Here is a 14,548-nt window from a genome sequence, read left to right on the forward strand (position 1 = left end):
AAAATTTCAATCACTATATTTTTTTAACAATTAAAATCAATGACTTAGCCATAACAAAAATAAGAGAAACAAAAGCAACTCAATAAAAATCAACAACTTAAACAAAAGAAACCTCACTACAAAAGTTAACAACCACAAGATCTATGTAACAATTATAACAATTGCGCATTATATCTAATGGCTAAAAAAAAATTCTGAATATATAGTTACTCACGATGAAAATGAAAAATATTTTTCAATAAAGTAGAAGTTTAAAACGTCTACTTAAAGGAATGAAAGTTGCCAAATCTCTAGGAGAAATAAAGCACTCTCAGAGAGACAATCACAAAATATCTTGTAATTGGCAGAAGTAGTGATAACAACAAGGAGACATAACATGTCATCGATAACCAACACATTTTCAAAGTTCATACGTCGTTTTGCTCACAAAACCACTATCTTCCAAAGCTCAGCAGCAAGACGAGTAAAAACAGGGTTTATTGCAATAGGTTTACTCAGCCTCGTTGCCTGTGGTGGTGAAGAGACAAAAAGTGATGTCGTCACAATAGGTGTCGCGATTCCCAACTTCGACGATACATTTCTTGTAAACATGAAAGACTCCATGACGGCATATGCTGAAAAGCAAGATAACGTAGAGCTCATTTTTGTGGACGCCAAGGAAGACACAGTGAAACAGCTTGGCCAAGTTCAAAACTTCATTATCCAACAAGTCGACGGCATCATTTTAGTGCCAGTTAATACTGACGCGACCCAACCTATGACGGACAAGATTCTAGACGCCGGAATTGAGCTCGTTTACCTCAACCGTCGACCTTCTTATTTACCTGAAGGTGTTGCGTACGTTGGCTCTGAAGAGCTGCAATTTGGTAAAGAACAAGCTAAGTACGTCGCAGATAAAAGTGAAGGTGGAAACATTGGAATTCTGATGGGCATGATGACAATTGAAGCTGCAATTCTTCGTACAGAAGGCGTCGAAGATTACTTCCAAGATAAGCCTGATTTCAACATCACTCGTAAACAAACCGCTCTATGGCAACGATCACAAGCAATGGTAGTAATGGAAAACTGGATCAATTCGGGAGATAAACTCGATGTAATTATTGCCAATAACGATGATATGGCTCTAGGTGCAATTCAAGCTCTGCGTGCTGCTGGAAAACTCGATGACACGATTGTGGTCGGCGTTGATGCAACTCCTGATGGCTTAATGGCAATTGAAAATGGCGCTCTTGACGCCACAGTATTCCAAGATGGTGGCGGCCAAGCTCGGGGCGCAATTGATGCCGCAATCAGTGGTATCAAAAATCAGCCACGCGAGAAAATTACTTGGATCCCTGCAGAGCTTGTTACCAAAGACAACCTAGAAGAATTCAAAGCTAAGCAAGGCTAACGCCCTCTTCACTCATATGATCTATGTGCCAACCCACTAACAAGGTTCGATGCATAGATCATTTCAATCGGAGCAGTAAATATGAGTCAAGCCTTACTAGAAATGCGTGGAATATCAAAGTCATTTCCCGGAGTGAAAGCCCTTGATAATGTGCAACTCACATTAAAAGAAGGTCGTGTCATGGCCTTAATGGGCGAAAACGGCGCAGGTAAGTCCACCCTAATGAAAGTTCTTTTTGGTATTTACCAAAGAGATAGCGGCACCATCCATTATCAAGGTCAGCCAGTTAACTTCAGTGGTGCTAAAGATGCCCTTGAAGCTGGAATATCGATGATCCACCAAGAGTTGTCCCCAATACTTCACCGAAGTATTGCAGAAAATATTTGGCTAGGTAGAGAGCCGACCAAAGGACCATTCAACCTTATCGATCACGGAAAAATGTACAGCGACACTACCAAGCTGTTAGAAAAATTGGACCTGAAACTCGACCCTCGAACGCCTATGAGTGAGCTCACGGTAGCCACAATGCAGATGATCGAGATTTCAAAGGCCATTTCGTATCACTCGAAAGTGATCATCATGGATGAACCAACTTCAGCCCTTACAGGTAAAGAAGTTGACCACCTATTTGAGATCATAGAACTACTTAAATCTCAGGGAGTGGCGGTCGTATATATCAGCCATAAAATGGACGAAATATTCCGTATCTGTGATGACATTACAATCTTTCGAGATGGAAATTTTATTGGCGAGAGAGAAGCTTCATCGACTAATAATGACGAACTCGTTCACATGATGGTAGGACGCAATTTAGGCGATGTTTATCCACCGATCACCGCCAAACCGGGAAAAGTCAGATTAGACGTCCGAAATCTAACTGTTGAGGGGCAATTCAGTGACATCAGCTTCAAGCTGCATGAAGGTGAAATTCTTGGCATCGCAGGCCTTGTTGGCTCAGGGCGCACCGAATTAATTGAAACTCTGTTTGGCGTAAGACAAAAAGATGTCGGTGAAATTTGGATCAACGGCGATCAAGTAGAAATCAAAACGCCAACCGATGCTATCAATCACAAAATGGCCTTCCTAACAGAAGACCGACGTCACTCCGGGCTTTACTTGATGCTGGATATTTTCGCTAACACCTCCATCGCCCACCTTGATGCTTATCGCAATAAAGTCGTTAACCTACTTGATGTAAGAAAAATGCAAAAAGACTGCTCAACGCAATGTTCGACTCTCAAAGTAAAAACGCCTGGCATGTCTGAAGCCATTGATAATTTAAGTGGTGGCAACCAACAAAAAGTATTGCTCGCGCGTTGGATGTTAACGAAACCAGACATTCTCTTTCTCGACGAGCCAACTAGAGGCATTGATGTTGGCGCCAAATCTGAAATCTATAAATTGATGCGCCTGCTCACCGGAATGGGTAAAAGCTTGGTCATGATCTCATCTGAGTTACCAGAGGTGATTGGAATGAGCGACCGCATTCTCGTCATGCACGATGGGCAATTTAAAGGTGAGCTCGACGGTCACGAAGCCTCACAACAACAAGTCATGTCATTGGCGTTCAACTAAAAACAATAAGCTAGTCCAACATATCAAGGAAAGTAGTTATGATAGCTAAACTTCTTCAAGCCACTTCAGAACAGCCCGAAACTGGCAAAAAAACACGTTTTTTATCCAAGTACGCGATCTACGTCGTCTTTGTCGGCATGTGTATTGTCATGAGCATTTTGTCTCCGGTGTTTCTCACCGTTGCCAATTTACTTAATGTCATGACTCAAATGGCCAGTATCGGCCTACTCGCCTTAGGTGTAACAATCATCATCATCACTCGCGGTATTGACCTTTCATCCGGCTCAGTACTTGCGGTTGCAGCTGTAGTCTCAGCCAGCACGGCTCAAACCCTCGATTGGGGGATGAGAATGTACCCCAACCTGCCTGAGTTACCTGTTATTGTCCCTATTTTGGTTGCACTAGGTGTGGGAGCTCTCTGTGGTCTGATTAACGGTGCGTTAATCGCCTATACAGGTATCCCCCCGTTCATTGCAACATTAGGGATGATGATCATAGCTCGCGGGGCTGCATTGCTCTATTCAGACGGTCGCCCTATCAGTAGCTTAATCGATTCATACCAATGGATCGGACAAGGAAACATAGCGGGGATCCCCGTGCCCGTGGTGATATTCCTCGTTATGGCATTGTTCACCTATGTGCTACTCAACTACACCAGATTTGGTAAATATGCTTATGCAATAGGAGGCAACGAAACTGCAGCTTACGTATCAGGCATCAACGTAACCAAATACAAAATTCTTGTCTACGTCTACGCTGGTCTTTTGGCTGGTATTGCTGCTCTTATCTTGACGGCTCGAATCAATTCGGGCCAACCCGGCCTAGGTAACATGTATGAGCTTGATGCTATCGCTGCTGCCACTGTCGGCGGGGTATCACATGCCGGCGGAATAGGAACAATCCAAGGAACTATCGTAGGCACCATGATTATGGGCGTGCTACAAAACGGGCTCGACCTACTCAATGTATCAGCCTATTGGCAACAAGTAGTAAAAGGCTTAGTGATTGTCGTAGCCGTTATTTTTGATATGAAGCGCCAAAAGAAAAGCAAATAAATATGTAAATGAGTAGCCGCTATGCACTTTACGCTGACTTTAACATCGTGATTAAGAATACTGATGTGATACGCAAGAAGCGCTAAGCAATGGTATTAACCATTAATAAATCGCTCATACAAAAAGTTGAATGTAGGGTCCTCAAATGAGGTTTTCCATGCCACGTAAGCTCATCACTCTCGTGGCATTTTTTTGTTTAGAGAATGATTGTTTTACCTCTTTCTTAACTGTCATGCCAAATGAAATAAATATTTCATTTAAGCTAACTCGACTTCACATCATCTATCTACTCTGATATATAGAAAACATCAGGTCATCTTCGCCGTTAAACTTAGGGTGTTGTTTATGCATGCAGCTACGAATCTCAACGAACTAGAGAACCAAATTCGCCTACAGCACAGTACGTTGAGCAAACGACTACAACAAGTCGCGCAGTACGTACTCGAAAATTCAAACAGCATTGCCTTCGACACCGTTGCCGTCATTGCCAAGGCTGCCGATGTTCCACCGTCGACACTAATACGCTTTGCAAATGCTTTTGGATTTAGTGGTTTTAACGAGTTGAAACAAATATTCCGTCAAAACCTTGTAGAAGAAACTACCAGCTACACTCAACGTACGCGTTTAGTTAAGGAGCTTAATGATGGCTGTCTACAAGAAGATCCTGAAGATCTTTTATATGAATTTGCTCAAGCCAACTCACATGCAATGATGCAGCTTGCCAAGCTCACTTCTCCCGAGAAGCTAAAGCAAGCCGTAGATGTTCTGGCCAGTGCTGATAACATCTATCTAATTGGACTAAGACGCTCTTTTAGCGTGGCGTCATACCTCACATATGCACTACGTCATATCGAATGTAGAGCATTCCTTATCGATGGTTTAGGTGGAATGTTTGAAGAGCAGGTCAGTATGGTTGGGCCTAACGATGTAGTTGTCTCAATTAGCTTTAACCCATATGCAGAAGAAACGATCAAACTGTGTGAAATAGCGTCTGAAGCGGGAGCTAAACAAATCGTGATTACCGACACCCAAGTCAGCCCACTGTCGGCATTCAGCGACGTGTGTTTTACAGTAAAAGAAGCCAGCGTCGATGCATTTCGTTCACAATCGGCTTCACTATGTCTTGCACAATCTTTGGCAGTATCACTCGCATTTAAAAAAGGCAGAACCCTCGATTAATTCTAAGTTCTGCCTTGCTAAGCCAGTGAAAACCAGGCGAATGAATAAAGCGACTAGCCCACAGGCTAGAGTTTGACTGTTGCACCTGTGTGCATGGACTCTAGAGCTGCCTCAGCAAGCACGAGAGCAAACTCTCCATCTTTACCACTGCAAAGTGGCGCTGCTTCCCCCGCTAGAATCTCAACGAAATGATCCCATTCATTGATGTATGCTTGTTCGTAACGCTCTAAGAAGAAGTGTTGCGGTTTCGCACTAACACAACCACTATCCCCCCAGTGCTGAACCAGATCCTCTTTCATGTTGCCCGCTTGCAGTAAGCCTTTCTCGCCATGTAACTCAAGGCGCTGATCATAGCCATAACCAGAACGACGACTGTTTGAAATAGTGGCAATCGCACCCGATGGAAAGTTCATAACAATAACAGCAGTATCAATATCTCCAGCTTCACCAATAGCTTTATCAACCATACAACTACCGTGTGCCGTAATTGAGATTGGATCCTCTCCAAGAATAAAGCGCGCCATATCAAGATCATGGATGCTCATATCGCGAAACATACCACCAGAAGCTTTAGCGTAATGTGCCGGTGGTGGCGAAGGATCACGAGACGTGATCAGCAACGATTCTGCTTTACCGATCACACCTGCACCTAACTGAGTTTTTAGCTTTCGAAACTGAGGATCAAAGCGGCGATTAAAACCAACCAACATTGGCACCGGATATTGTTCAATTACGCCCAAACAATCACGAACACGGCTCAATTCTAAGTCGATCGGTTTTTCACATAAGATCGTCTTACCATTCTTTGCCGCTAGCTCAATAAAATCAGCGTGAGTGTCGGTTGCAGAACCGATACACACTCCATGAATATTGGGGTCAGCCATAGCCTCTTCAATTGTTTGGATTTTTGCATTGTACTGGCTTGCTAGTTGGTTAGCGCCCTCCACATATGGATCTACAATAGAATACAAGGTTGTTCTCGGGTGGTTATTAATATTAACCGCGTGAACCTTGCCAATGCGTCCCGCACCAAATAAAGCGATGTTAAACATACTTTCCCTCATGACGTAGAGTGGCTGCTTAGATAACTAAACAGCAATAGCTAAATACAGTCACACCATCGTGACCCTCTGATTTCTAATTTATATTCCATTTTTATTAACAGCACCCGTTACTCGGGAACAAATAACTAACAGTTAAAGTGATAAATGAAAAAATATTATCACTCAATCTACATGAGACCAATCCGTAAATCTACGCAATACCGAACAATAAATGGTCTACTTTGTTATTACTTAGTTAATATCACAGATAAAAGGCAAAACAATGGAAAAAATTTATCACAAAGAGAATAATGTTAATAACGCGATTAATTACGCCAGAAGCACAAGCTCTTAGGCGACTCAAAAAGGACTACTTTATGCGCTATGCACTACACGGGATGTGTTCACTACACAATAATATTGTTAGCGATATTCGCTTGGCCAAAGAAACAGGCTATGACGGGTTAGAAATCCATACGGAAAAGTTGTGGCGCTACATCAATGCTGGTTTAACGAGCCAAGACCTAAAAACAAGGCTAAACAACGCCAATATTTCACCTTCTGCAATCGATATTATCGGTAGTGTAGAAAGTACGACCAAAGAAGCACAAAACCAGTTATTTAGAGATACAGAGACTCTGTGTCAATTTGCTAAAGACATTGGTGCGCCAACCATTCAATTGAACGCTTTTGAGGCCCTGACAGGCCTATCAGTTGAAGATAACATTCGCATTACTGCGCAAAACATTCGCAATATAACCGATATCGGAAAAGAGCATGGAATCCGCTTTCAATACGAAGGCGCAGCATGGACCCCCATTGCTACCTTGGAACAATATTATCAATTACATGAAGCAGTTAACCGAGATAACTTTGGCTTTGTGCTCGACACTTGGCACTTTTGGGCATGCCGCGGGGCAACACCGGAAGATATGGCTAAGATTGATAAATCGCTCATCTACAATGTTCACCTTTCCGATGGACACCGCCCTGAAGTTGGTGCGCCTTGGGTCGATGAGAAAGAGCTTCGAAATTGCTTGCTAGGCCAAGGAGAAATCCCACTACAAGAGTGGACGTCAGCTATTCAAAGTACGGGGTATGACGGGTTCTATTCTGGTGAGTTTCTCAATGACCAACTTTGGGAAGGCGATCACTACGAGACAGCCACAAGCATGCTTTCAGGCATGAAGCGTTTGTTCTCATAGCCAGAATACTCCAACAGCCTTGAGCCAAAAAAGCTACCAATATGGTAGCTTTTCTATGCTCGGCAGTGGCTTTATTTAGGGTTTTCGCAAGCATTAAAAAAGCCGATAATTATCGGCTTTTTAGTGTTATCTAGAACGTTCTGAGATCAACGCTATTTAATCTCACGGCACATCAAACTAACGGCTAATGTTTGGGCAAGGTACATCGAAGAACTCAGTGAGCGAAAGCCCATCACTTCCCCTTCTTCCACTTCAAAACACACGTCCATCTTACTACCATGCGCCATCATCTGGTTATCTGCGATCGCGATGATAGGAACACCTCGGTCATGGGCACACTCGATGACATTACTGGTTTCCATTGCATAAGGAGCAAAAGTAACGGTCAGCAATACGTCTTTCTCGTTCATATTACGGATCATAGGAGTCAGCATCCCTCCATGGTCATCAAGCAAAACAACATTGTTATCTGACTTCATCAAAGCATACCAAAGGTAAAAAGCAACCGGATAAGCTCGGCGCATCCCTTGTATATATATAGTTTCAGCTTGATCCATCAAACTCACGGCTCTTTCAAGTTTCTGTGGTGAAACTGACACTTGTAATTTTTCTATCGCTTCAACGTTAGCGACACCGTAATCATTAAAAATAGCGGTTGGCGATTCTGGTTGATATGTTTCTTGGTCTCTTGCTTTGCGCACTCGGTCTTTATAATCCCGAGGCCTATTTAGATATTGGTCTCTAAACAGAGCCTGCATTTGGCTAAACCCACTAAAGCCCATCGCATTTGAAAATCGACTTAATGTCGACAATGGGACATTTGCTTGTTCCGCAATGGTCGCCATAGTCTCAACGGCAACTAGCATAGGCTGGGCTAACACATAGTCCGCGACTTGCTGTAAGCGTTGACTCAAATTGTCATAGCGTTTGACGATTAACTCTTTCAGAGAGTCTAAATCACTTGGCACATGTACAATCTCGTTAGTTTCAACTTCCATACCTAACTTCTTTCCCGTTAAATATTGGTTTATAAATCAATAATACCCCAAGCTTTAACACTTAGGGTATTAATTCTAAGATAAAAGTTCGAAGTTTCGAATCGCTTCATCTTTTACATACGGCATTGCTTTTTGCATGAAGTAAATTCTATCAAACTTCTCTGGTTCATCATTCATATAGCCACGTAGGTTGTTACCTAAGGCTTGACGTAAGCAGGTGCCGATGTTGAACTTAGAGACACGGCTTTGCTTAAGTCTCGCCATATCCTCGTCTCGAATACCACTAGCCCCATGTATCACCAATGGTATCGTCACTTCGGCTGCAATACGATCAAGTAAGCCAAAATCAATCGTGCATGTTGGTTCGGTTAGACGGTGAACATTCCCGACAGAAATCGCGACGCAATCAGCACCACTTTCGCGAGCAAACCTAGCTGCATCAGCAGGGCTAGTATCTATCGTTTTGATATGGTCACGACCTTCATCGTATGGAACAGAACCAATCTCGCCCTCTACCGAAGCGCCCAATGCATGAGCAACATCTGCAACTTTACGAGTTCTAGCGATGTTCTCTTCTAGACTCAGCTGTGAGCCATCGAACATCACCGAGCTAAAGCCCGCCTTTAATGCTCGATATACAATGTCTTCTTCATAGGTATGATCGAGATGTAGACAAACTGGTACTGTGCTTTTAGTCGCTAGACCTAAGAACATCGCAGCTGCAGTTTCTACCCCATAAAAATCAACAACATCTTTGTTACACGCTAAGATAACCGGTTTGTTCACTTCTTCCGCAGCCTCTACGACTGCACGAGCATCTTCAAAGCCAAAGACATTAAAACAGGGAACTGAATAATTTGATGCCGCAGCATCAGGTAGTAAATCGTTTAAATTAACCAACATAGCGTTTCCCTCTACTTAAACTTGGCGATCATATCCTTGATGCCTGGAATGGTTTCAACCTGATATTCATGGTGAGGGTCAAAGTGCTGAATCAAAGACTTAGACGTTTTCCCTACGATGATAGTGAAGTAATACATTTCATAACCCGGCGCAGCTACACTCGGGTGGTAACCCTTATCAATCGCAATCACTGAACCCGTGCGAACATGATAAACAGGGCCAAAATCGTCTTCATGCTCGTATAAAAACTGTGCACCGAAACCAAAGTCAGGATTGAAACGGAATTGATATACCTCTTCGTACAATGTCTCTTTGCTGCCATCTTCTTTAATGCGGTCTTCATCATGCTTATGCGGAGGAAAACCAGACCAACCACCAGCACCAACCGTAAATAGCTCACTGACAAGCAAACGGCCACGTTTGTCTGCGTTACTTTGCCCAAGAACATGTTTGATCTTACGGTGTGTTTTTGTATCATCCGAACCGTATTGAACCATTTCAACTTCATCAGCACGAACGCAGAACGGTTCTAACGATGCGTCAAATTTACCACCTGCAATCATCACATCTGCGTTATCACTTACACAATCGATGGTCGCTGTATAGCCAAGCGGTACATAAACAGACTCAGGTTCACCGTCCCATACAGTCCGACGCTTACCTATATTGTCAAAGACTTGAGGCTCAACGACACCGTTACTTACTGTGATACAACACGTACCACCAGCAAGTACAACTACCGACTCATACCCTTCAACGATGTGGGTGTGTTGCTCACTTTGGCTTAAATGAACCTGGTTGAAATAACAAAGTGGTGTGACGTCATCATTCACATCGACAATCGGCTGATTTTGGTTGTTGAACGGGGGTATATGCTTACCCATACTTCTTTCTCCTCTGTCGTTGAGTCGTCTTCGCCACTCAACATAATTTTTATTGTTTCATTCATTGCGGACAAAAATGCCGGGGCGAGATGGTTGCAATCCATAGTGTCTTATTACTATAAAAATACCGCCCCGGCTGGCTTACACCCTCTGAATCAATGAAGGTTCAAGCCCAAAGCGTTATGCTCTACTCTCTACAAAGTCGAGCAACTGTTCTTTTGTTGGCATAGCTTCCGTACAACTAGTACCGCTCACGTTAATGGCGGCTGCTGCGGTTCCATGACGAACACCATCCTCTAATTCACCGCCGTTAACCAAGGTCCAAATCAGTCCACCTGCAAATGAATCACCAGAGCCAAACGGTTTGTTTGCTTTCACTCTAAAAATGCCTTGCTCAAATTTATAGCCATCTTTGCAATACACTTTAGAGCCCAGCTCACCGGCTTTGATCACAACTACTTGCGTGCTTTCACGTAGAAAACGCTGCGCGGTTTGGTCATCATCTTTGTTACCTGGAGCAAGGACGGTTTCCATCATGTCGAACTCTTCACGATTACCAATCACGATGTCAGATAGACCTGCAGCAATGCCGTAATAAATCGACGCATCCACATCAGTGCGCCATGAATAAGGACGATAATCCACATCAAGAATAACCACAGTGCCACTTCTACGAGCATGCTCCATCGCGACAAGTGTTGCTTCTCTGCTTGGGCTTTCTGATAGCGCGGTGCCCGTTACAACCAGTGTTTTTGAGCTGGCAATATAGTCCGCACTCACTTGTTCAGGCTTGATAGTGAGATCAGATGCATTGTTACGATAGATCAGAACCGTACAGTCACTAGGCTTCATTTCAGTAAACGCAACTGAGGTACGAGAACCTGAGTCATCAGTCATCATGCCGTCAAGGTTGATGCCCTGCTCTTCCATGTAGCCTTTGACATAACCGCCAAACGCATCATTAGCAACGCAACCAATAAACCCTGTTTTACCACCCAAGCGGCTAATTGCGACCGCAATATTTGCAGCAGAGCCACCTACAAATTTGTTGAAACCGCTAATGTCGGCCATGTCGGTATTAAATTCACGCGCGTAAAGGTCAACCCCAGCGCGGCCTAACACGATGGCGTCGAGTTTGCGATCCTGAGGGAGTGCAATCTTAGTCATAATGTTTCCCCTATTAGTTGTATTCTACCCAAGCTGCATTTTGGTCCGCAGACTCTACGCACTTCTCACATAGACGAACACCTTCAATGCCCGCATCAATACCAGGGAACCAAATATCAGACAGCGCTTGCTGGTCATCACGCTCCGCCGCGTCAAACGCAAGTGCAAAACGGTGATACAAGTTCGCCCAAGATTCGAAGTAACCTTCAGCATGGCCACCGCCAACTCGATTTACAGCGACGCCAGGCGCATCTTGGTGCAAGTACCCCATACCACGCTCTAGAATACGAGATGGTTCACCTTGTACTTCTAAACGAAGCTGGTTTGGCTGCTCATCCCACCATTCAATGGAGGCTTTTGAGCCGACGATTCTGATTTTTTGTTGGTGCATAGAGCCCGCATTAACCGCCGATGCCCAAAGAGTGCCGACAGCTCCGCCTTTAAATTCCATCATGACATGCGCGTTATCTTCTAACGGCGTGCGCGACTTAATGAAGCTTTGACGCATGCAAGACAAACGATCGACTTCTAAGCCTGTCATTACTTCACACAAGTAAAATGCGTGTGTGCCAATATCACCTAACACATAAGTTGGGCCCGAAACTTCTGGGCTAACACGCCATTTCAGACCTGGATCGTTGAGCTCATATTCTTCATTATGAAAACCATGAGCAAACTGCATATTGATGACGCGAATATCACCCAAATCACCACGCTGTACCATTTCGCGAGCTTGCTGAACCATAGGGAAACCGCTGTAGCCGTACATCACACCGATGACACGGTTATTTTGAGTCGCGATGACTTTTAGCTCTTCTGCTTCTTCTGACGTAAAAGTGATTGGCTTTTCACATACCACATGAAGATTGGCTTCCAGTGCGGCTTTACAAATTTCGTAGTGTGTTGAATTTGGCGTTGCGATAGATACCGCTTGAATGCCATCTTCACGCTGCGCTTCCGCTGCAAACATTTCTTTGTAGTTGGCGTAACAACGATCGCCAGCTAAGCCTAGGTTGGTACCAAAGTCACGGCAGCGATCGGCGTCAAGATCAAATGCTCCAGCCACCAATTTAAACAAACCATCACGCTGCGCAGCATTACGATGGGAATAACCAATCTGACTACCACGTCCTCCACCAATCATTGCCCAGCGTAGAGGTTGTTCAAAGCGACGTTCTTCATTAAACATAATTTTGCTCCGTTACCTGATACATCCGCTAATACAGATGTATCGTGGTTAAGTTATTGTAATTTTGTAATATTTTTTAGACACCGCGGCGCTGACTTGCGCGACCTTCTTCCCAGTCGGCAACTTTTTTGGCAGTCTCTTCATTGCGAGTCACTTCAGGAAGCCCAACTTCCCACCAGCAGTCACACTTAGACCAAGCGGCTGGAGAAACCGGGTCAATATCAACCACAATGACGTATGTGCGGTCCGCTTCTTTTGCTCTTGTAAACGCCGCGTCAAATTCAGTAATTGAGGTTAACTTCTCGCTGATCGCACCTTGCGCTTCGGCGTGCTTGGAAAAATCAACGCGAGCCAACTCACCGTCAGGTCGACGACAATCTTCTAGCAAGTTATTAAATGACTCGTTGCCCGTGTTGTTTTGCAATTTATTGATGACAGCAAAACCACCGTTGTCACAAACAACAACAATCATTTTGTGTCCAGTTAGGACAGACGAGTAAATGTCTGAGTTTTGAATTAGGTATGAACCATCACCAACAAGAACCACGACATCATTATCAGGGTTGGCAATTTTAGCGCCCCAACCACCCGCAATTTCATAACCCATGCAGGAATAACCGAAGTCGATATCAAATTTACCAATTTGGTAATTTTGCCAGTTCATCGAGAGCTCAGCCGGTAAACCACCAGCAGCAGTCAGAACGGTATCACCCTCTTCCATACTGTGATTCAGCTTGCCAATCACTTCAGCATAGGAGGACGTACCCGCCAGTAATTCACCGTCTTGCGGGTGAGTGCGACGGTGAACCAACGCTTTCCACTCATCCGCTTCCGCTTTGGCTTTAGCAGACCACTCGTCACTTGAACGCCAGTCCGCAAGCAAGCTTGAAAGCTTGTTCATACTGGTTTGTGCATCACCCAACACTGGGTGTGAACGGTGTTTAATCGCATCAAACTTAGCCACATTGATGCTAATAAGTTGCATGTCTGGGTTTTTAAATACGCTCCAAGAACCTGTAGTGAAATCTTGTAAACGCGTACCAATAGCAACCACTACGTCGGCTTCATTTGCCATATGGTTGGCAGAATTTGAGCCTGTCACACCAATAGGTCCTGCGTTCAACGGGTTGTCTTGCAGCATAGTGGCGCGACCAGCAATAGTTTCTACCACCGGAATATTGTGCTTAGCGGCAAATGCAGCAAGTTCATCAGTGGCCAGTGAGTAATGCACCCCACCACCAGAAATAATCAATGGTTTTTTCGCTTGAGTTAAAATAGCTTTCGCTTCTTCGAGCACAATCATTTCTGGTTCAGGGCGACGAATTCGGTGACATTTTTCAGCAAAAAAGACTTCTGGGAAATCATAAGCCATGCCTTGGACATCTTGAGGCAAGCCAAGGAAAACCGGACCACAGGTTGCTGGGTCAAGCATAGTATCGAGCGCTTGAGGTAGCGTATGCATCAGCTGTGAAGGAGACAACACACGATCCCAATAACGAGTAAGAGGTTTGAAAGCATCGTTAGAGGTAACCGATGGATCTTCAAAGTTTTCTGGTTGCTGAAGCACTGGATCTGGTAAGCGGCTAACGTAAGCATCACCAGAAATAAGTAATAAAGGCAGACGGTTAGTATGGGCAATACCCGCTGCTGTGACCATGTTCGTTGCACCAGGTCCAATTGAGCTGGTTGCGATACCAATACGTTGGCGCTTATTGGCTTTTGCATAAGCAATGGCAGCCGTCGCCATAGATTGCTCGTTTTGACCACGCCATGTCGGGATTTGTTCTTCGATATTCTTAAGCTGCTGACCAAAACATGTCACATTGCCGTGACCAAAAATGGCAAAGGCAGCACCAAACAGTTGCTCTTCTTTTCCATCGACTACAATTTTCTGTGCTGCAAGATATTTAGCTAGGGCTTCAGCAACAGTTAGGCGTACAGTTTTCATCTTCTTCCTCGA

The 14,548-nt window shown here is 44.2% G+C and carries 12 protein-coding genes; 5 read left to right on the forward strand and 7 right to left on the reverse strand.

Annotation, left to right across the window (positions count from 1 at the left end; all coding sequences use genetic code 11):
* Nucleotides 1-376 precede the first annotated feature (376 nt).
* The 4 genes from OCV56_RS20045 (at nucleotide 377) to OCV56_RS20060 (ending at nucleotide 5,199) form a co-directional block, all read left to right on the forward strand.
* Complete coding sequence (locus tag OCV56_RS20045) at nucleotides 377-1,390, forward strand: sugar ABC transporter substrate-binding protein (RefSeq protein ID WP_061019689.1); 1,014 nt, start codon at nucleotides 377-379, stop codon at nucleotides 1,388-1,390.
* A gap of 81 nt (nucleotides 1,391-1,471) precedes the next feature.
* Entirely contained in the window at nucleotides 1,472-2,965 is a 1,494-nt protein-coding gene (locus tag OCV56_RS20050) for a sugar ABC transporter ATP-binding protein (protein ID WP_086712500.1), read from the forward strand.
* Nucleotides 2,966-3,003: 38 nt separating this feature from the next.
* The gene (locus OCV56_RS20055) at nucleotides 3,004-4,020 is read left to right on the forward strand and encodes an ABC transporter permease (RefSeq protein WP_061038539.1); all 1,017 of its coding nucleotides are present in this window, start codon (nucleotides 3,004-3,006) and stop codon (nucleotides 4,018-4,020) included.
* 345 nt (nucleotides 4,021-4,365) lie between these two features.
* Nucleotides 4,366-5,199, forward strand: coding sequence for a MurR/RpiR family transcriptional regulator (locus tag OCV56_RS20060; RefSeq protein WP_086712499.1), 834 nt, complete (start codon nucleotides 4,366-4,368; stop codon nucleotides 5,197-5,199).
* 65 nt (nucleotides 5,200-5,264) lie between these two features.
* On the opposite strand, the gene iolG is transcribed toward OCV56_RS20060, so the two are convergent.
* Nucleotides 5,265-6,251 carry an inositol 2-dehydrogenase gene (iolG, locus tag OCV56_RS20065; protein ID WP_086712498.1) on the reverse strand — a complete coding sequence of 329 codons (987 nt, stop codon included), beginning with the start codon at nucleotides 6,249-6,251 and terminating at the stop codon, nucleotides 5,265-5,267.
* A 368-nt stretch (nucleotides 6,252-6,619) separates the two neighbouring features.
* On the opposite strand from iolG, the gene OCV56_RS20070 reads away from it, so the two are divergent.
* On the forward strand, nucleotides 6,620-7,447 hold the full coding sequence (locus OCV56_RS20070; protein ID WP_086712497.1) for a sugar phosphate isomerase/epimerase family protein: 828 nt from the start codon (nucleotides 6,620-6,622) through the stop codon (nucleotides 7,445-7,447).
* Nucleotides 7,448-7,599: 152 nt separating this feature from the next.
* Here OCV56_RS20070 and OCV56_RS20075 read toward each other — a convergent pair whose 3' ends face one another.
* The 6 genes from OCV56_RS20075 to iolD all read right to left on the reverse strand — a co-directional run bounded on the left by OCV56_RS20075 (nucleotide 7,600) and on the right by iolD (nucleotide 14,536).
* On the reverse strand, nucleotides 7,600-8,445 hold the full coding sequence (locus OCV56_RS20075; protein WP_086712496.1) for a MurR/RpiR family transcriptional regulator: 846 nt from the start codon (nucleotides 8,443-8,445) through the stop codon (nucleotides 7,600-7,602).
* 75 nt (nucleotides 8,446-8,520) lie between these two features.
* Nucleotides 8,521-9,348: a class II fructose-bisphosphate aldolase gene (locus OCV56_RS20080; RefSeq protein WP_061019696.1), complete on the reverse strand. Its 828-nt coding sequence runs from the start codon at nucleotides 9,346-9,348 to the stop codon at nucleotides 8,521-8,523.
* Between the two features lie 11 nt (nucleotides 9,349-9,359).
* Nucleotides 9,360-10,232, reverse strand: a complete 873-nt coding sequence (locus OCV56_RS20085; protein ID WP_086712495.1) for a 5-deoxy-glucuronate isomerase — start codon at nucleotides 10,230-10,232, stop codon at nucleotides 9,360-9,362.
* 180 nt (nucleotides 10,233-10,412) lie between these two features.
* Nucleotides 10,413-11,399, reverse strand: coding sequence for a 5-dehydro-2-deoxygluconokinase (gene iolC, locus OCV56_RS20090; protein WP_086712494.1), 987 nt, complete (start codon nucleotides 11,397-11,399; stop codon nucleotides 10,413-10,415).
* 13 nt (nucleotides 11,400-11,412) lie between these two features.
* Nucleotides 11,413-12,588, reverse strand: a complete 1,176-nt coding sequence (locus OCV56_RS20095) for a Gfo/Idh/MocA family protein (RefSeq protein ID WP_086712493.1) — start codon at nucleotides 12,586-12,588, stop codon at nucleotides 11,413-11,415.
* Between the two features lie 76 nt (nucleotides 12,589-12,664).
* On the reverse strand, nucleotides 12,665-14,536 hold the full coding sequence (gene iolD, locus OCV56_RS20100) for a 3D-(3,5/4)-trihydroxycyclohexane-1,2-dione acylhydrolase (decyclizing) (RefSeq protein WP_086712492.1): 1,872 nt from the start codon (nucleotides 14,534-14,536) through the stop codon (nucleotides 12,665-12,667).
* Nucleotides 14,537-14,548 lie beyond the last annotated feature (12 nt).

The sequence above is a fragment of the Vibrio gigantis genome (assembly GCF_024347515.1).
In the GTDB taxonomy this organism is placed as follows: Bacteria; Pseudomonadota; Gammaproteobacteria; order Enterobacterales; family Vibrionaceae; genus Vibrio; species Vibrio gigantis.